General features: G+C 61.9%; 15 protein-coding genes. 8 read left to right on the top strand and 7 right to left on the bottom strand.

The features are described from left to right. Window positions 1-223 precede the first annotated feature (223 nt). Window positions 224-766, bottom strand: a complete 543-nt coding sequence (locus tag P8A24_RS07580; protein WP_278058000.1) for a YceI family protein — start codon at window positions 764-766, stop codon at window positions 224-226. Between the two features lie 393 nt (window positions 767-1,159). Here P8A24_RS07580 and P8A24_RS07575 point away from each other — a divergent pair, with 393 nt between their 5' ends. Together P8A24_RS07575 and P8A24_RS07570 are read left to right on the top strand one after the other, a co-directional pair. Next, complete coding sequence (locus P8A24_RS07575) at window positions 1,160-2,692, top strand: alpha/beta hydrolase (protein ID WP_278057999.1); 1,533 nt, start codon at window positions 1,160-1,162, stop codon at window positions 2,690-2,692. Between the two features lie 91 nt (window positions 2,693-2,783). Then, window positions 2,784-4,310 carry an alpha/beta hydrolase gene (locus tag P8A24_RS07570; protein ID WP_278057998.1) on the top strand — a complete coding sequence of 509 codons (1,527 nt, stop codon included), beginning with the start codon at window positions 2,784-2,786 and terminating at the stop codon, window positions 4,308-4,310. A gap of 183 nt (window positions 4,311-4,493) precedes the next feature. Here P8A24_RS07570 and P8A24_RS07565 read toward each other — a convergent pair whose 3' ends face one another. From P8A24_RS07565 to P8A24_RS07540, 6 genes are all read right to left on the bottom strand, one after another. Further along, window positions 4,494-5,723 (bottom strand): CPBP family glutamic-type intramembrane protease, encoded by a 1,230-nt coding sequence (locus P8A24_RS07565; RefSeq protein ID WP_278057997.1) that lies wholly within the window; start codon window positions 5,721-5,723, stop codon window positions 4,494-4,496. A 566-nt stretch (window positions 5,724-6,289) separates the two neighbouring features. Next, window positions 6,290-7,141 carry a DUF559 domain-containing protein gene (locus P8A24_RS07560; RefSeq protein WP_278057996.1) on the bottom strand — a complete coding sequence of 284 codons (852 nt, stop codon included), beginning with the start codon at window positions 7,139-7,141 and terminating at the stop codon, window positions 6,290-6,292. 196 nt (window positions 7,142-7,337) lie between these two features. Further along, window positions 7,338-7,538, bottom strand: a complete 201-nt coding sequence (locus P8A24_RS07555) for a hypothetical protein (protein ID WP_278057995.1) — start codon at window positions 7,536-7,538, stop codon at window positions 7,338-7,340. Between the two features lie 360 nt (window positions 7,539-7,898). Beyond that, the gene (locus tag P8A24_RS07550; RefSeq protein WP_278057994.1) at window positions 7,899-9,215 is read right to left on the bottom strand and encodes an MFS transporter; all 1,317 of its coding nucleotides are present in this window, start codon (window positions 9,213-9,215) and stop codon (window positions 7,899-7,901) included. 70 nt (window positions 9,216-9,285) lie between these two features. Beyond that, a complete protein-coding gene (locus tag P8A24_RS07545; protein WP_278057993.1) occupies window positions 9,286-9,939 on the bottom strand; it encodes a response regulator in 654 nt (217 codons plus the stop codon). Next, window positions 9,936-11,147 (bottom strand): ATP-binding protein, encoded by a 1,212-nt coding sequence (locus P8A24_RS07540; protein WP_278057992.1) that lies wholly within the window; start codon window positions 11,145-11,147, stop codon window positions 9,936-9,938. Before P8A24_RS07540 ends, P8A24_RS07545 begins: the two co-directional genes overlap by 4 nt. A gap of 113 nt (window positions 11,148-11,260) precedes the next feature. Here P8A24_RS07540 and P8A24_RS07535 point away from each other — a divergent pair, with 113 nt between their 5' ends. The 6 genes from P8A24_RS07535 (at window position 11,261) to P8A24_RS07510 (ending at window position 18,975) form a co-directional block, all read left to right on the top strand. Next, window positions 11,261-12,922: a PspC domain-containing protein gene (locus P8A24_RS07535; protein WP_278057991.1), complete on the top strand. Its 1,662-nt coding sequence runs from the start codon at window positions 11,261-11,263 to the stop codon at window positions 12,920-12,922. A 13-nt stretch (window positions 12,923-12,935) separates the two neighbouring features. Then, complete coding sequence (locus tag P8A24_RS07530; RefSeq protein ID WP_278057990.1) at window positions 12,936-13,151, top strand: hypothetical protein; 216 nt, start codon at window positions 12,936-12,938, stop codon at window positions 13,149-13,151. Window positions 13,152-13,360: 209 nt separating this feature from the next. Beyond that, window positions 13,361-16,105, top strand: a complete 2,745-nt coding sequence (gene ppdK, locus P8A24_RS07525) for a pyruvate, phosphate dikinase (protein ID WP_278057989.1) — start codon at window positions 13,361-13,363, stop codon at window positions 16,103-16,105. 250 nt (window positions 16,106-16,355) lie between these two features. Beyond that, window positions 16,356-16,577 carry a FeoA family protein gene (locus P8A24_RS07520; RefSeq protein WP_278057988.1) on the top strand — a complete coding sequence of 74 codons (222 nt, stop codon included), beginning with the start codon at window positions 16,356-16,358 and terminating at the stop codon, window positions 16,575-16,577. Continuing rightward, window positions 16,574-18,739 carry a ferrous iron transporter B gene (feoB, locus tag P8A24_RS07515; protein WP_278057987.1) on the top strand — a complete coding sequence of 722 codons (2,166 nt, stop codon included), beginning with the start codon at window positions 16,574-16,576 and terminating at the stop codon, window positions 18,737-18,739. Before P8A24_RS07520 ends, feoB begins: the two co-directional genes overlap by 4 nt. After that, window positions 18,736-18,975, top strand: a complete 240-nt coding sequence (locus tag P8A24_RS07510) for a helix-turn-helix domain-containing protein (RefSeq protein ID WP_278057986.1) — start codon at window positions 18,736-18,738, stop codon at window positions 18,973-18,975. The genes feoB and P8A24_RS07510 overlap by 4 nt, the downstream gene beginning before the upstream one ends. Window positions 18,976-19,026 lie beyond the last annotated feature (51 nt).

Below are 19,026 nucleotides of genomic sequence, written 5' to 3'. Positions count from 1 at the left end.
GAGCACCGGCGTCGGGAAAGTGTTCGCTAACGCTGGGCGAAACGTGCGCACCGGCGTCGGGAAAGTGTTCGCTAACGCTGGGCGAAACGTGCGCACCGGCGTCGGGAGTGGAAGCGAAAAGTGCGCGAGCGAAAAGTGTGGGCCGCGGAAAATCCGCGGCCCACACCCATGCACATATTCAGGAAATCAATGAAACGCGCCCTCGCACTGCGCGCACATTGGGTCAGGCGCGAGTGGCCTCGATGTCGAGGTTCACGGTGATCTTGTCGGCAACGAGGATGCCGCCGGTCTCCATCGGAGCAGAGAACGAAACGCCGTAATCCTGGCGGTTAATCACGAAGGAGCCTTCGAAACCGATGCGCTCGTTGCCCATCGGGTCCTTGACCGGGCCGGCCCAATCGAGCTCGACTTCAACTTCCTTCGTGGTTGCCTTGATTGTGAGGTTGCCGGTGACCGTCACCGTGCCTTCCGCAACCTCAACCTTGGTCGACTCGAAGGACATTTCCGGGTAGTTCTCGGTGTCCAGGAAGTCTCCCGAACGCACGTGCTTGTCGCGCATCTCGTTCTCGGTGGTGAAGGATTCGGTCTTTGCCACGATCTTGACGGAGGAGTTGTTCGGGTTGGCGCCATCAATGTTGATGCCGCCTTCCTTCTCGGCGAACTCGCCGCGAACCTTCGAGATCATTGCGTGGCGCGCTGCGAAACCGAGGCGCGAGTGCGCTGCGTCGATGTTCCAGGTGCCGTTGAGTTCAGTAAAGTCTGCCATTTTGATCCTTTGAAAATTGTTGGATGACGAACCGGGGCTGTTGCCTGCCGGTCGGAGATCCGGGTGGATCCGCTGAAAATTATAATATTGAAGATTGAACTAAAAAGCAAGGAGAAAATTCAACCAAAATCGCTGGAGTTTTGCTCGTATAGCTGTGAAGTGGCGATCTCGCACCGTTTTGTGTGGGGGTGTGACGTCGGACGCCATGCTGTTCGCGCAGGTGAGGCGTGTGCAGGGATGAGTTTCGGCGGTGTGGAGGAGGCTCTTCCACAACGCGTGAAGTCAACGTGAGCCGTGCGCCGGCGTCGACCATCAGGGGAACGAAAGCCCGCGGAATGACCCCGCCTCCACGCCCGGCGTCGTACCCTAGGACGTGTCCGAAAGGGAGGGAAAATGTTCTCACCAACGTCGCTCGCCGTACTCGCAGTGCCAATCGCCGGCGCCGTCGCGCTCGCCGCTGGCGCAACCCGCGCACTCCGGCAAGGGAAGGGAAAGCGCGTCGCCGCGCTCGTCGCAGGAACGGCCGTGCTCGCAACCTCCGCGGTCGGGCTCCAACTCAACCGCGTCACCTACCACGTTGAAAGCTGGGGAGGGCTCGCGAAAGCCATCTTCTCGCCGCCGCCGGATCCCGAGCCCCTCCCATTTGCGGAAAAACCACGAGTCTGGGACGGCGAAACCGACCCGACCTACCGCGTCGAAAAAACGCCATTCACGCCGCACGGAGTTAAAAACCCCGCCGGAACGTTCTACGCCGTGAAGTACCGCGGGCCGCAGTCGGGGCTCTCGCTACCCGTCACCGTGTGGATGCCGGCCGGAGCGGACAACGCTCGCGACCTCGCCGTACTCGAAATCCTCCCCGGATTCCCCGGAAACCCGCCCGCGATCCCGCGCCAACTCGATCTCGACCGTGTGCTCAGCACAGCGATCGATGCGGGGGCGATGCCACCCACCGCCGTCGTCATCCCGCACGTCGCCCTTGACCGGCTCGAACCCGACGGATTTGACCTGCCAGGCCGCCCCAAAATCGGAACCTGGATCGCGCGCGACGTGCCCGCCATGATGGCCGCGAACTTCCCCGTCAGCCGAGAACCGGCGAAGTGGACCATCGGCGGCATGAGCGCCGGTGGCTACATCGGCCCCGCGCTCGGCGCCTACACGCCCGACACCTTCGGCAACATACTGTTCTTCTCCGGCTCGAACGAGCCCGAACTCGGCGGGCTCGTGCACTCCAGCGACGCCGTGAAGACGCAGTACTCGGTGGTGAACTTGATCAAGCAGCGGCCCGACATGAACGTGTGGGCGTACGCTACCGGGCATGAATACGGCGGCACGCGCACGCTCGTTGGACTCGCCGACCTCGCGACAGTGGGGGAGCGCACCGGCTCCACGGCGCTCGTTTTCGATCAGAAAGCGATCCACAACTGGGACACCTGGGGCAGAGTATTCCCGCAGGCCGTTGACTGGCTCGGCACAGTGCTCGGCGGGCAACGGGCCGACTCTGTCGATTTGCCGGCCGCGGCGCGAACGGTTGCTGAGGCTCGGGGGCCCGGCCGTGGCGGAATCTACGCTGTGATCGGGGCGGTGGTTGCGCTCGGGGCGGCTGGCCTGGGTGGGCGCTGGTGGTACTGGCGCCGGCGCGGTGCTGGCACGGATCCAGTGGCTGGTTCGGGTGAGAGCTTGGGCGTGGGCTTGGGCGCGGCTGGCGAAAACCGCACCGGGCGGGCCGGAAGCTGGACGAAAGCCGTTGCACCGGCGTCGGGCGGAAGTTGGCTCTCGCGGCTGTTGATCTGGGATGGCGGTGCCGTGCTGCTCGGCGTGATCGGGGGAACGCTCCTACTCGTGGCACTCGCGAACCTGCGGATGGAGATCGTGCGCAACCAGGACGACCTCCTCACCCTCCTGATCTTCCTCGGATACAACTACTAGCCTCGCGAGATTGATCAGTGGCTTAACTCGGCGGATGATCGTCCTCGGATACAACTACTAGCCACTGCACAGTGGAAGAAGGAGCGAAGCGATGAGTGCTGTGAGTCCGCGGTCGCTACCCGTGATTTTTCTGTTGATCGCGCTCGCCGTGGTGGTGGCGGCGTTCGCAGTTCGAAACCTGCACCGCGGGCGTTCGGTGCGGGCTGGGGTGGCCGTTGTGCTCGCCTCCGTGCTCCTTCTTAGCGCAGTGGGTGTGAGCCTGAATCGCACGATCTACCACAAAAGCTCGTGGGCCACGGTGGCGAAGAATATCTTATTGCCGCCGGCGGCTGGTACGGGGACTGGCGAACCGATCCCGTTCGCGCCACGCTCGCCACTGTGGGAAGGCAAACCAGATCCGCGCTACACCGTAAAATACGCGCCGATCACGCCCGCTCACGTGAAAAATCCGCGAGGTGAGTTTTACACGATCACCTTCACCGGGCCGGAATCAGGGATCCGGCTCGAAACCACCGTGTGGCTGCCGAAAGCGTGGCGTGCGATGAAGGAACTCGCAGTGATCGAGATTCTCCCCGGCTACCCTGGCGCTCCGCCTGCCATCCCGCACCAGATCAACGTTGACGGAGTGATGACGTCCGCGATCAATGCGGGCCGGATCGCGCCCACAATGGTGGTGATTCCGCATGTGAACGCGGACAAGGCGGAGCCGGATGCGCTCGATCTGCCAGGCCGTCCGAAAATCGGAAGCTGGGTGGCGCGCGATATTCCCGCGATGGTGCTTGCAAACTTTCCTGCGAGCACCGATCCAGCGAAATGGACCCTCGCCGGAATGTCTGCCGGCGGTTACAACGCCCCCGCGATCGCCGCTTACACTCCCGATACGTTCGGTAATGCGATGTCGTTTTCTGGTACGGACCTGCCAAACCTGGGAGGGCTCAAGCACTTAACGCCCGAACTTCAGGCGAAGTATTCGGTGAGCGAGCTCGTGCGGCGCGCTCCGGATCTGAACGTGTGGGCATTCGCTACCGGGAGTGACCCGCTTTCTGCGGAAGCTGTTGCGGGCTTAGCGGCAGTTGCGCCTGGGCGGACAGGCTCCACGTACCTCGTGTACTCGCTCGGCGAGTTTCACAAGTGGGCAATCTGGGGAAAGCATTTCCCTCAGGCCGTCGACTGGCTTGGGAAGACTCTTGCGGGGGAGAAAGTCTCACGAACGGCGTTGCCGGGTTTTGTGGCGAATACGTATCGGAATGTTCCGCGAAATATGTGGCCGATCTATGCGGTAGTTGGCCTCGTTGTGCTTGCGGGTGTTGGCCTACTTGCGTGGCGGTTCCGCGCGCGCAGACCAGGGACAGTGCTGGGGCGGATGAAGGGGCACGCGCCGGCAAACGTTTCGGATCGGGAGAGAGCAGGGCAAACACAAGTGCAACATTCTGGTTCACGGTCTGCCCGAGCCGGAGTTATTCTCGATGTAGTGGCGGTGACGGTAGCGATTGTCGGGCTCACACTCGTGTGGATGGTGCTCGCGAACCTCCAATTAGATCTTGTGCGTAGCCCGCAGAATCTGGGGAGGCTGTGGGACGGGCTCAAGATTTTCGAAACGGTACACCGCGTCGGGTAACGGTTCACCGCTTCGGTTGATGCAGGGCCCGATCCGGGCTTACTTCGCCCGCCGGTTGATGAGCTCTGTTGCCCGCGTCGTGGTGGCAATTCTGCTGATACTTCGGCTACCTAAAATTTTGGTTCGAAAAATGATGGTTCGAGCCTTATATAGGCCCGAACCATCAAAAAACCGCCCAAAATTTTAACCGAGCCGGGTAGTGGTGGTTTGCGGCGCCGGTTGACGCGCTCCGTGGCGGGGCGGTGTTAGTGGGAGAGCGTTTATGTTGCGTGTGAGCAGTATGAGTGCGGTGACAGCGAGTGCTGGGATGATGATCGCGGTCCAGATGGTGGTGAATGCGGAGTATTGGGCGGTTGCTAAGACATGGCCAGCCCCGTAGAGTGCTGCGCCAATGGCGAGTGGCCAAAGTGGTCGGCGGTTTCGCGCGTTGAGGTATGTGTAGTAGACAAGTGGGGTGAGCCCGAGCCATTGGAGATAGTCGGAGTTTTCGATGAGGAGCGCGTCTGAAAAGACGGATGCGATGGCAGCGAGGCCAGCTGCGAGCAGGGTTGTAGTGATGAAGGAGCCTTTGGTAGCCGCAGTGCTGACGAGTTGATTCAAGATGCGGTTGCTCCTCCACAGTGGCGTGAGGAAAAAGATAGCGCCGGTGATGAGGAAAAAGGGGATGAATCCGTTGCTCCAGATGGTTTGGCCACGGATGGGGCCGCCGATGGTGGGGCCGAGATGAACGGAAAAGTTCCACGTAGCATGTGCGGCGACGAGGGCCCAGGGGGATCCTCCGCGTGAGAGGTAGATTATCGCAAAAATTCCGAGTGCGCTGATGGGAATTACGTAGGGGATGGATCCGTAGTGGAGGTGGAGGAGGCAACGAGCAATGACCAAGACCGTGAACAATGCAAGGCGGCCTTGGCGCAACCGTGAGATCGCGTAGAAGCACACAGCCCAGCATGCCTCCTCGCCAGCACCTCCGGCGGCAACCGCGATTCCTGTAACCAGGGGTGGCGGAGCCCAAGATGGTCGTATCGACATAAGCTCAGTGAAGTCGGAAAATAACCATGAGCCACCGGGCAGTGAAGCAATTGCAGCGAGAGTGCTTAATAGTGTGATCCACAAGGAATTTACTGCGAAAAATCCAACAATCGCGACAAAAAAGGGGAGTACTTTCTTGGTTGGCTTGCCGTGAATGAGATTTCCTTCCAGTCGGACGACTAACAGAGCGGCGAAGCCGACCACTGCATGGAGTATGGCGAGAACGAAGAATCCTGCTGGGCTGTCGTAACCGAATGGATGAGGGTATTGATCGGCGAATGTTCGAGGAGAGACGAAAATCCAAACTCCTCCTAGCACGTCTTCCAATAGCAAGAATGCACATAGTCCGGTGAATATGTTTTGGAGCGTTCTCTGGTACTTCATTTGCTACCCTCCTCGTCGTGAAAATTTGGGCGGTGGGAGGAGTGCGAACTCCTCCCACCGCCATGATTACTGTTCTTCTTTGTGCTCAAATGGGCATGCCCAGCTGTTACCAGCACGGATGCACTTGTTGCAGACAAGCGTTCCAGGAATCTGCCCCGGGATATTAGTGCCTGGTGCTACAACCCAACACTTGCTTGGATTTGGTGGTAGAACTCCAGCGTTAGCTGGTAGTGCTGTGGCAAGCATTCCTCCAGCTGCGAGAAGAAAGCTAAAAGTGAGTGCCTGAAGTTTTTTTCTAGACATATTTCCTCATTCCGTGGGTTTGTGCTCAACGCATCGTTGCGTTGTCCGAAAGATTAGCAAGAGGGGAGCCATTCTAAATTATGGAAACGAAGACCGTTATTGACTTGTTATTTTTCCGCGTGAGTATGTGGAAGGGGGAAATGGTACCGAGTACCACTTTCTTGCTTGCCGGCCGTTCGTACACTCTCGGGCCGGGACTAGGATAGTGAATGTCATTGTTGGTGGGTCGATAGTGGCTGAGGTTTGGTGTGGCTCTGTTTGTTTCAGCGATAGCGGTGCAAGATCTGGAGGAAGAGTGGAACGAATGCTTCCCAGTCATCCCAGCCTTGTGTGAAACTCACACGGGTGACATCGAATCCGGCTGCTTGGAGGCGGCAATCTCGCTCGCGGTCGTGTTCATATTCCTTCTGTCCGGCATGATGGGCAACGGAATCAGCTTCGATAACGTGGTGATGACCGTGGAGGATGTCTGCTCGGATTCCCGGAAGAAGTTCGACTTGTTGTCTGAAATGGAATCTGTGGCTTCGAAGAAAGTGGGAGATGCGTGTTTCGGTCCCGGATTCCGACAGGGGTGAGGCGTCGCGCAAAATGAGCGATTTTTGCTTCGATAGCCGCGCGCGAAGCGCTTCGACCCACGTGTGTGAAACAAGGCGGAGATTTAGTGCTGATTCCACCAGTACTAGCGCTGTCAGTGGAGAATGTGTCCGTACCGCTTGCTCGAGGGCATCTTCCATCGGCATGAGTAACTTGTCGCGTTCCCACAAACCTTCCGGATTCCATATCGCACCACGATGAGAGATGATCGGAACGGTTGTTTTCGATTGGGCGTTGTGAACTTGCGCTTTCTTCTGGCCTGCGCGAAGCGCCAGATGGATCTTACCGGTTTCTTCAGGCGGGACCCACAATCCGTATTCGCTAAGCGCGCTACAACATCCAAGTTGAGTATTGGAGATCATCGCCGTGCGATACTGTTCAGGGATATCGCGCTGACCATCGGAATACCAGCCGTGTCCGTGCCTGACGAGCACTCCGTTTCTATGTGCGCGAGCAATTTGGGCTTCAGTGACAAAGCCGAGCTCTCCAAGTTCATGCCGACGATACACATTGGGGATCATGCCGATAACTTATGCGAAAACGAATTTTTGGCCGCAAGGTTTTCCACAGCAAGCCGCTGTGAGCGATACTTCAGGCACCTAAAATTTTGGTTCGAAAAATGGAGGCTCGTGCCGTATATGGGCTCGAACTTCCAAAATAGCGCCCAAAATTTTAGCCGCACCGAGTACAGGCGTGAATATCAGCGGTGCATGAGGATCAGGGATTCTGAGTAGGGTGCTTTTCGCTGGCTGATGTGCGCATTTTCATCCATCGGTCGCCGGCTTCGATGAGGGCGTAGATGCCGAGCAGTCCCATTCCCACTTCAGTTAATTCGAAGCCAGCGAAGAGCGAGAGCCCAAGGGCGATGACTGCTCCTAGTGCCGCGACAAGTTGAACTGTGGCCAATACAAATCGCATCCTGAAATAACCTTCCGTATCAGAACTGTGCATGAAATCCGAGGCGCCGGTGCGTTCTTCAACGTGAAAACTCGAGTGAAAAGCGCCGTTGCATCGCGGTTCAATTCTCTCACGATCGCGTCAGGAAAAGGTAAATACTTTGGGCACCTAAAATTTTGGTTCGAAAAATGGAGGCTCCTGCCGTATATGAGCTCGAACCATCAAAAAACCGCCCAAAATTTTAGCCGCACCGAGTACAGGCGTGAATATCGACGGATGTGAAACGAATGTGGCGTTCAACGGTGCCGATTACGTGCTCTGTGCTTCGCCCCTTGCCTCGCCGCTTGCCAAGATCTGAGGCGCCGGATCGTGAGTTCATGCTTACTTCGTCCGACGGTTGATGAGCTCCGTGGCAAGACCCGTGGCGAGGATCCCGGCGAGCACCGCAGCTGGTAGTGCGAGCGGCGTCAGGTGCACGAGGGCGACACCGATCAGCGGCGGCATGAAAGTTTGCCCAATATAAGCACCCGCAATCTGCTGCCCCATCACGCGTTGCGTGCGGATCACGCCGAAGCGCTGCGCAGTTTCCTTCACCATCGTGGGATAAATCGGCGCGTAGCCAAGGCCAATCAACACCAATCCGATCGATGCAGTCACTTCCGAGGCGGGCAGCATCAGTAGTGCGCCCAAGGCTGCTACCACGAACCCGATTCGCATGATCACGCGGTTCGAGATCCATTTTGCGGCGACGCCCGCACCGAGCCGCCCGAGCGTGAGTGCGATAAAAATCGCACCGACCCGCGCCGCCGCGACGTCTGGTGAAGTCCCGAACCGGCTCACGAGGAACGTCGCGCCCCACAGTCCGGCCCCCACTTCCACAGCTGAGTAGAAAAAGAACCCGACGAGCGCCGGCAAGAGCAGCCCGTGCTCGGACCCAGCCGTTTCACTCGACCTTGGCGCCTTCGCCGACGCCGGTGCGCTCGTTACGTCCGGCGCCTTGCCACAGGAAGCGGTCTCGTTGGTCCGCATAATGGTAGCGCTGGCGTCGGCCCTGTTTTGTGACCTTTCCACGCTCGCAGGCTCTGCTAAAGCGTTCAGGTGCTCGCCGTTGCTTTCAGCGTCCCCAGATCTGGCCACCGGATCCGACGGCCCGGCGGGCGCGTTCTCCCAGGCCCTTCGCGAGAGCGCAAAAATCGCGAGCAACCCGAGCTGGATGAGTGCGAGCGCTACGTAAGCTCCGCGCCAGGTGCCGATGCTGAGGAAGAATCCCATGATGAGCGGGCCTGCGGAGGCACCGATTCCCCAGCAGGCGTGGAGGAAGTTCATGTGTGTGGAGGAAAAGTGAAGCGCGGCGAAAGAGTTCATGGCCGAATCGATCGCACCTCCGCCGAGCCCGAGCGGGATGGTCAGCGCCAGCACCCACACGAGGCTTGGCGCTGCCGCATATCCGAGCAGCGACGCCGACGTGAGCAGGATCGATACCGCAGAAACGGCGAATGTGCCGAACTTGCGCAACGCCCACGCGCTGGTGAGCGCGGAGACGATCGTGGAAAACGTGGCCATCATTGAGATGAGGCCAACGGATTCGCTGCTCGCGCCGAGCGCTGGCCCGATCACGGGCCACCCGGAGCCGATCACTTGGTCGGGCAGGCCGAGTGAAATAAAGGTGGCGTAAATTATCGCAAGCAGGAGGCTCATGTGCCCAGTCTACGAGGGAGCGCTCTCACTCGCCCGCCTGCCGTCACTCCCGTTGCCTGCCTGCTCGCCCCTAGATACCGCGAGCTGCTGCCCAGCGCGAGAGTTCGTGCCGGTTCGAGAGCTGGAGCTTACGCAACACGGCAGAAACATGCGTTTCTACTGTTTTGATCGAGATAAAAAGCTCGGAGGCGGTTTCGCGGTAGGTGTATCCGCGCGCGATCAGTCGCATGACTTCTTGCTCGCGTGCCGAAAGCAAGTCGAGTTCGGCGTCGCTCACTGCCGTGCTTTCCCCGCGGAACGCGTCCAGCACGAATCCGGCCAGGCGCGGAGAGAAGGCTGCGTCTCCGCTGGCCACGCGCCGGATCGCTTCCTCGAGTTCCTCTGCGCTTACGGCTTTTGTCACATAGCCGCGGGCTCCGGCGCGGATCACGGCCACGACGTCGTCGGCGGCATCGGAGACCGACAGCGCCAGGAATGTTGTGGGTACTTTGCGCCCCAGTACGGCGCGCGCCACTTCGGCGCCGCCGCCACCGGATCCGCCCGGGAGGTGGACGTCGAGGAGGACGACGTCGGGCGTGCGGCTCGCGTGGGTGGTGAGCGCCGAGATGGCCGCGTCCACGCTGTCGGCTTCGCCGACGCATTCGATGCCGTCGAAGGCGTCGAGCTGGCTGCGAACACCAGCCCGCACAAGCGCGTGGTCGTCCACGATGAATACTGAAATCATTGTCTGCCTCCTATTCGCATTCTCACTTCAGTTCCGCCGCTGGGGAGTGGGGAGCGAATCTCTACCTCGCCGCCGGCGCCCTCGATTCGCCCGCGGATCGAATCGCGGATCCCGGCTCGATCCGGCGGGATCGATGCAGGGTCGAAACCGGCGCCGCGATCGCGCACGAACACTTCACACTCCTGATCGGACAGTTCGGCAAACAGCGAGATCTTCCCGCTCGCGTGCTTCGCCGCATTGGTGAGAGCCTCGCGAACCGCGCCCGCAAGCGCCCGCGATGCCGACGTCGGGGCCGTGTCCCCGCTGGCCACCACGTCGATCTCCACGCGGAACGTTCGCTCAACCTCGCCGGCTACGCGCCGAATCTCTTCGGCCACCGACGTGCCTTCCTGCGCGCGATCAGAATAGAGATATCGGCGCAGATCGTGCTCCTGGGTGCGTGCGAGAGCGGCCACTTCTTCCGGGTCGCCCGCTCGCGCGCGGATTAACGTCAGGGTTTGCAGGACCGAATCGTGCAGGTGTGCGGCGATATCGGCCCGCTCCGATTCGCGGATCGTGCGCTCGCGCTCGTAAAACAGCTGATTTTTGTTGCGCAGCAACACCCCCGCAAGTACCACGCCCACTGCCACGAGCATCGCCACGGCAACCACCACACCAGAAACAGTGGCCCGCCAGCCCAGTGCGTTCGTTGTGAAGAGAAGCGCACCCACCGCGGTCACAGCGGCACCCGTGATCGTCCAGCTCACCGACACCGATTCCCCCGGCTGCGCCCACGCGATCCCGGCGCCGATCACGATCACGAGGAATGGCACAACGAGGTTCGTGGGAATCACGGTTCCCAGCGCTTCAACGAGCGCAAGAACCGCACCGGCACCAAGGAAAAACAGAGCCACAGTAACGAGTGTTTTGCGCGACGGCGTAGCGGCCCGCTTTTGCATGCGCTCGCCGAGTCTTGGCGCGAGACGCGCCCCGGCGTCGGTACCGTGGGCGTTTGGAACCATGAAAGCGAGCAGTGCATATGCAATCGCTCCGGCGCCGTAAAACCCGCACGCGAGCAGGAATCCCGCGCGCCACAGGGCTGCACTGCCGCCGAGGTGCACGGCCACCCCTTGCGCCACACCGGCCAGGATGCGCGGGTGACGCCGCTCGAGCGGTGCGCGCTCAGGTACGCCTGGGGCCCGCAGATACGAAAAGTCAGTGTTGCTCACGCACATATTGTCGCATGCAGTGCGCCGGCCGCGGCTCCCTGAGTGCGCGAATCAGGGGTGAATCAGGGTGGTACCCCATATCGCGAAGCGCCACGCTTTGCCACGATTGGGTCATGAACATTTTTGACTCGATGAGGAAATCGCCGTTGCGCCGCACTCCGGACGGCTACCTTGGCGGTGTATGTGCCGGGTTGGCGTACCGATGGAACGTGTCGCCGTTGCTGGTTCGTGTGGGCGCGCTCGCATTGGCGTTCGTTGGCGGCCTGGGCGTGCTCGCCTACGGCCTCGCATGGCTGTTCGTGCCGATGGCCGGCGACGACCAGATCGAACTCGAATTGGCGCTCAATCGCAAGGTTTCGGGCCGGTTCCTTGCGGCTCTCGCGCTCGCGGTTGTCGGCCTGGTGGCGTTCCTTTCGCGCCACTTCCTTGCGCTTGTTGCGGTGGTGGTGTTGGCTGGCGTGGCGCTGCTGATCGCGAAGCGTGGCGACGCCGGTGCGCCAGCTGGCGCCGGGGCCCCCGACGCCGGTGCGGCTGGCAACGCAGGAGCCCCTGGTTTCGCTGCTGACGCCGACGCTCCGACGGAACAGTTCGCGTCTGACACTCCGACGGAAGTTGTCGGCCCTCAGCCGCAGATCGCGCAGGCAGCGTACTCCGATTATTCCGCGCCAACCGAGGACTTTGGCCAGGCTCATTTCGGCGCGCAGCAACCGGTGCCGCCGATCGCGCCAACCGCGCCGCGCCCGAATCTCTGGAACCGTTACACGGCCTCGCCGAAGGTGTCGGCCACCTATATTTTCGGCACTCTTGCGTTGGCGGCGCTCGCAGCAGCAATCGTGGTGATCGTGATGGGCTTGAGCGTGGCGTCCGCCGCGATCGCGGTTGGCGCGGCCGCCATCGTGACGGGCGTTTCGCTGGTGACGGCGGGCGCTCGCGGACGGCGTGGCACATGGCTGACAGCTGCGAGCGTGCTGGCTGCGGCCATTACCCTCCCGCTGGTGCCGTTCGCGTACTTCCTGCCCGAGCGTGTGGCTCATGCTACGGACGTTGCTCTGTTTTCGTCGACGTCGGAGCCGACGCGGGCCGCACTCGTTGCGCGAGGTGCGTTGGACGTGAGCACGCTCCCTGACGGCGCCCATATTTCCGCCGGTGCAGGGCGCCTCGATCTCCATGTTGATCCGTCCGACCCTGTGATCCTCGAGATCACAACGGTTGGTGTCGTGGACCTGGATGGTGCCGACGGCTGGAATATTTCCGGCGACGGCACGGCGATGGTGAGCGAGGAACCGGGCGGAGCGATGGGCCCCGGCGCTGGCCGCGACGGACGCGGCGATGGCCAGGGCATGCCTGGCCGAGGTGACGGCCCTCGAGGAAACAATGATCGCGACGGCGGCCCAGGTGGGCCTGGGCCGATGGGGGGCGATCGCCGTGGTAACGCTGACGGCTCGCAGGCTGGCAACGCCCGCCCTGACGGCCCGCGTGATGGGCGTGGTGAGGGCCCGCGCGAGCGGCGCCACATTAGCCCGCGAAACCACGTGAAGATGTCGGTCACGCTTGGAAATCCGGGGGCGGCAACCGACCCTGACCGCGCCCGAAGGATCAAGATCGAGCTCGGCTTCGGGCGCGTGAACGTTACGGACAAAATCGCATCCGCGCCGCTGACACCGGGCAACGATTCCAGCCCGGCCCCGACGTCGTCTGCGACGTCGGAACCGACCACAAAGCCGAGCGAATCGGCAAGCCAGCCCTCGCCGTCGGCGTCGGCGACTTCAAAGTAAGAAGGAGAAGGTCATGAAGATTGGTGTGATGTTGTGGGGTGCGCTGCTCGTGATCTCGGGCGTGTTCGCGATCCTCGTGGGCACGGGAGTGAATGTTTCTGGCTTTGCGCTGGTGGTGGGGCTGCTTCTGATTCTCGCCTCGATATTCGTGGTGGCGGCGTTTATTCCGGCCATGATGAACGACGGCGATGAGCATTCCACGGAGCTGCCGACGCCGTTGGCAAGCTAGGGTTTGAAACGTACGATGGGCGTTTTTCCGGGTTTTCCTGGGGGAACGCCCATCGCCGCGCGTGAAGGGGCTAGCTGGGACTTGGGGCCCGACGTCGGGTGCGTGTTAGGAGTCACAAGTGTTAAACTTGGGAACGGATTCAGTGCCGAATCTGTGAAGTCGATGCGGCCCACAGCGTATCAGGGGCCGCTCCCAATGGAGGGAATTACATGACGAAGTACGTATACGCGTTCGCCGAAGGCGACAAGGATATGAAGGATCTCCTCGGCGGAAAGGGCGCGAACCTTGCCGAGATGACGAAGCTGGGCATGCCGGTGCCTCCCGGATTCACCATTACTACTGAGGCATGCCGCACCTATCTCACCGAGGGTGCAGTGCCGGATTCCCTCAACGTTGAGGTGACGAAGTCGATCCGCGACGTCGAGCAGGCGATGGGCAAGGATCTGGGAGATCCCGCAAACCCGCTGCTCGTGTCGGTGCGTTCGGGTGCGAAGTTCTCGATGCCGGGCATGATGGAAACCGTGCTCAATATTGGCCTCAACGACGAGTCGGTGGTCGGGCTTGCTGAGCAGTCGGGCAACGAGCGCTTCGCATGGGATTCCTACCGCCGCCTGATTCAAATGTTCGGCAAGACGGTGATGGATGTTGACGGCGATCTGTTCTCCAATGCGCTTCACGGCCTGCAAGAGCGCAACGGCTACGCCGGCGATTTGGACATGACTACCGAGGATCTCAAGGGCCTCGTGGCCGAGTATAAGGAGATCTTCCGAAACGCTACGGGCCAGGATTTCCCGCAGGATCCACGCAAGCAGCTGGATCTGGCCGTGGAGGCCGTCTTCCGTTCCTGGAACACTGAGCGCGCGCAGATCTACCGCCGTCGTGAGCATATCCCGCACGATCTCGGCACGGCTGTGAACGTTCAGACCATGGTATTCGGCAACATGGGTGAGGGCTCGGGTACGGGCGTGGCGTTCACGCGCGATCCGTCCACCGGCCAGTCGGGCACGTACGGCGACTACCTGGAGAACGCCCAGGGCGAGGACGTGGTGGCGGGCATCCGCAACACCCTGTCGCTGGAGGATCTGGCGAATATTGATCGCGAGGCGTACGATCAGCTGATTTCGATTATGAAGACGCTGGAAACCCACTACCGCGATCTGTGCGACATCGAGTTCACGGTGGAGCGCGGCAAGCTGTGGATGCTTCAGACCCGCGTGGGTAAGCGAACGGCTGCCGCCGCGTTCCGTATCGCGGACCAGCTGGTGAGCGAGAAGCTCATTACCCGCGACGAGGCGCTCACCCGTGTCACGGGCGCGCAGCTCACGTCGTTGCTGTTCCCGCAGTTCGATCGCTCGGCCGCTCCGAAGCCGATCTCCTCGGGTATGCCCGCATCGCCGGGCGCTGCTGTGGGCGAGATCGTGATGGATAACGCCACCGCCGTCGAGCGTACTGAGGCCGGCGCGTCTGTAATCCTGGTTCGCCGCGAAACCAACCCGGACGATCTGCAGGGAATGGTTGTGTCCTCGGGTGTTCTCACAGCCCGCGGCGGCAAGACCTCCCACGCGGCAGTGGTGGCCCGCGGCATGGGCCGCACCGCTGTGGTTGGCGCGGAGGATCTGCTGGTGAACGAGGCCGAGGGCACGCTCACGATCAAGTCCTCGGGCACGGAGCTCAAGGTTGGCGACGTGATTTCGATCGATGGAACCACGGGCGAGATCTTCCTCGGCTCGGTTCCGGTCTCGGATTCGCCGGTGACCACCTACATCGCTCACGGCCTGGAGGCCGGCCTGGCAGCCTCGCCGGATGAGGATACGAAGGAACTGGTCACGGCCGTGCACCACATCCTCACCCATGCGGATAAGACGGCCACAATGAAGGTGCGTGCGAACGCGGATACGCCTGAGGATGCTCAGCGCGCTCGCGATTTCGGTGCTACCGGCATTGGCTTGACACGTACCGAGCATATGTTCCTCGGCGATCGCCGCGTGCTGATCGAGCGCCTGGTGCTTGCGAAGAACCAAGAAGAGCGCGAGGCCGTGTTTGCTGAGTTGCTGCCGCTTCAGCGTGAGGATTTCAAGGGTATTTTCTTGGCGATGAACGGCCTGCCGGTCACGGTTCGCCTCATTGATCCGCCGCTTCACGAGTTCCTCCAGGATCTGACCGAAGCGAAGGTGAAGCTCGCGGTCAAGAGCGCCAAGGGCGAGGACGTGTCCGAGGGCGAGCGCCAGATGATGGCCGCGATCGAGGCGAACCACGAGCAGAACCCGATGCTGGGTCTGCGCGGCGTGCGCCTGGGCCTGAAGATGCACGGACTGTTCGAGATGCAGGTGCGCGCGGTGGCTGAGGCTACGGCGGCCCTCATTAAGGAAGGCAAGAATCCGCGCTCTGAGGTGATGGTTCCGCTGATTGGTTCGGTTCGCGAGATGCAGATCGTGCGCGACCGCTCGGAGGCCGTGGTTCGCCAGGTGGCCAAGGAGCAGGGCGTGGAGCTGAATATCCCGATCGGCAACATGATCGAGCTACCGCGAGCTGCGGTGACGGCCGATCGTATCGCGGCCGAGTCGGACTTCTTCTCCTTCGGCACGAACGATCTGACCCAAACCACGTGGGGCTTCTCGCGTGATGATGTGGAGGGCGCGTTCTTCAAGGAGTACTTCGACGAGGGCATCTTCGGCATTTCGCCGTTCGAGACCATCGACCAGAAGGGCGTTGGCGCCATGGTGCAGATGGGTGTGGAGCGTGGCCGTTCCACGAAGCCGGGCATGAAGATGGGCGTGTGTGGTGAGCATGGTGGCGATCCGATGTCGATCCACTTCTTCCAGGCAGCAGGGCTGTCCTACGTGTCGTGCTCCCCGTTCCGTGTGCCGATCGCACGCCTGGAGGCGGCTCGTGCAGAGGTCCACAACGAGTCCGAGATCGCGGAAAACGCGGGCGAAGGCTACGCAACTGCGTGAAGCCGCGATAGTGGCTGAATGCGCAGGTGAGTGATCGAAATTGGGCGGCGGGAAAACCCGCCGCCCAATTTCGCTACTTTGGCATTACGAAAATAGGAAAGTAAGCGTACCCTAAGTTCAGTGGCATTGGAGAAAAAGTGCGGCCTTTGCGGTCAACCGGAGCTGTACGCCAGTGCAAGGGCAGCAACGGGACTGCCCGCTCCCAGAATCAGCCCGGCCAGCCCGGGCTCGACAACGCGAGGAGGATGCGATGCGCCTGAGTGATTGCCCAACGAAGGTGGCCCTGCGGCTCACGGAGATCACACTCCCGCAAGAATCGATTCTGCGCATGCGTGAACTCGGCGTGCGCCCTGGCGCCCGCGCCTGGGTTACTCACCGCACGCTCGCCGGCCTGATCCTCAACGTTTCCGGCTCGCGTGTTGCGATCGATCGCATGTCCGCCCGCAAGATCGTGGCGGAGGAATGCGCGTGAGGGGCATCTCCGCCGTCGTGCGCCACACCGCTCCCGAAGCGCCCGTGAGCCAGCCGACGATCGCCCTGGTGGGCAACCCGAACGTCGGAAAATCCACTCTTTTCAACGCGATCACCGGTTCGCATCAGAAAACGGTGAATGCGCCGGGCACCACGGTTGAGGTGCAGTCGGGCAACTGGGCCGCGCTCGGCGCCCGCGTGTTGGACCTGCCGGGAACCTACTCGCTCATCCCTGCCAGCCCGGACGAGAAGGTGGTTTCCGATCACCTCGCTGGCGCTCCCGGCACGCTCACGGACCCGCAGCGTTTTGGCGGAGTCGATTTGGTGATCGCTGTTCTCGACGGCGGCTCCCTCACTCGCTCCCTCTACCTGTTGGGCCAGATCGGCCAGACGGGCCTGCCCGTCGCCGTCGTGATCACGATGGCCGACGTCGCCCGCGCAGCAGGGCGCACCCTCGATCCGGTGGCGCTCTCGGCCACGCTCGGCGTGCCGGTCATGCTCGCGGACCCTCGCGAACGCGCGGCGGCCACCGCCGTCGCCAGCTTCGCGCAGGCCGCGCTCGAGGCGCGCCCGCGCCTTTGCGGTCTCAACGCCGACCCGCTCGCTCCCGGCTTCCCGTTGCGCTCCGCGCTTCCGCTCGCTCCTGACGCCGGTACCACTTGCACAGACAGTGCGGGCTGCGCTCGCAGTTCGGCCTGCTCGTGCTCCCACAGCGCAACCGCCGGGCTCGAGCTCGGAACTGATGCTGCGACGTCGGGAAGCAACCCGGCGGATCTGGCGCGTGCGGACGCACTGTTCGCGTGGGTCGAGCAGGTGGAGGCGAGCCTTGGCGAGCCGATGCCCGAGCCGGCGGACACCGCCTCGGACAAGGTCGATCATGTGCTCCTGAACCCGGTGGTCGGACCGGTGCTGTTCCTGGCGATCATGTGGTTGGCGTTCAAGCTGGCGGGGGAGTGGATCGGCCCGCTGCAGGACGCCTTCGACGCCGCCTTTTCCTCAACCGAGCCTGGCGCGATTTCGCTGGCGAACGGAATTGGCTGGCTTCTTGGAGCCACTGGGATCACGGCCACGTGGTTGAACTCGTTCCTCATTGGTGGCCTTGCTGTGGGCCTGGGCGTGGTGGCGTCGTTTGTGCCGCTGATTGCCGTGATTTTCGTGGTGATCTCACTGCTGGAAGATACCGGCTACATGGCACGCGTGGCGTTTCTCGGCGATCGCCTGATGCGAAAAATTGGCCTGGATGGGCGCGTGATCCTTCCGCTCATCATGGGATTTGGATGCAACGTGCCATCGCTTTCGGCAACGCGCGCGCTACCGAGCTCCGCCCAGCGCCTGATTACAGTGCTGATCACGCCCTACACCTCATGCGCCGCGCGGCTGACGATCTACCTGATGGTGGCGAAAATCTTCTTCCCGGCCCACGCGGGCACCGTGGTGTTCTCGATGTATGTGGCCTCGATGCTCGCCGTCGTGTTGGGTGCGGCGGTCCTGAAGCGTTTCCTTGGGCGCGGGTATTCGGCGTCGCCGCTGATGCTGATTTTGCCGGCCTACCAGGTGCCGCGCGCGTGGTTGCTTGTGAAATCCGTTGCGTCCCGTACCTGGGGTTTTGTGCGTTCGGCGGGCAAGATCATCGTGGTGATGACGCTCGGCGTGTGGCTGCTTTCCTCCGTCCCGACGTCGAGCCAGTACTCGTTCGCGGATCCCGAGATGCCGATGTCGGATTCGGCCTACGGGCGCGTGGCGATGGCGCTCGAGCCGGTGTTCGCGCCTGCGGGCTTTGGGGATTGGCACATGACGGGCGCGTTGATGACTGGCTTCGTGGCGAAGGAAACCGTGGTTTCCTCGATCGTCACCTCCTACAATATGGATCCCTCGGCCGCGGGCGACGCCGAGAGCAACGGCGATGATCTCGGCGCCCTGCCTGAACTCCTGACGACGACGTTCACGACGACGGCGGGTGAGGGCTACCAGGGCCTCGCGGCCTACGCGTTCCTTCTGTTTGTTCTGTTGTATACGCCGTGTTTGGCGACTGTTGCCGAGCAGGTGCGCCTCATTGGAGGTAAGCGCACGGCCATCGCCGTCGTCGTGCAGCTCGTGGTGGCCTGGGTGATCGCCGTGGGTGTGTTCCAGATCGGCTCGGCGGTGATCGGGGCGATGCAGTGAGCGTGAGCGATCGCGTGCTTGCGGAGCTCAGCGTGGGAGCGACGGTTCCCGCGATCGCCCGCAAGGTGGGCGTTTCGCAGGTGTTCGTTCAGGTGGTGTTGGAGCACTACGAGCGGCTTGGCTTGGTAGGTGCGGCGCAGTCTCTGTGTGCGTCCGGAACTGGCGCGTGCGGCCCGAACGGTGCTGTCACCGATGCGGCCCACGTTGCGTGCGCCGGTTGCGCTTTCGCCAAGTGATCAACGACGCCGGAGTCACTTTTTCGCGGGTGCTCGCGGCCGGCGTTGAGC

Origin of the sequence: Arcanobacterium wilhelmae (assembly GCF_029632765.1) — a bacterium.
Taxonomy (GTDB): Bacteria; Actinomycetota; Actinomycetes; order Actinomycetales; family Actinomycetaceae; genus Arcanobacterium; species Arcanobacterium wilhelmae.
The sequence above is the reverse complement of the archived record's forward strand: the minus strand, read 5'-3'. Positions and strand labels throughout refer to the sequence as shown.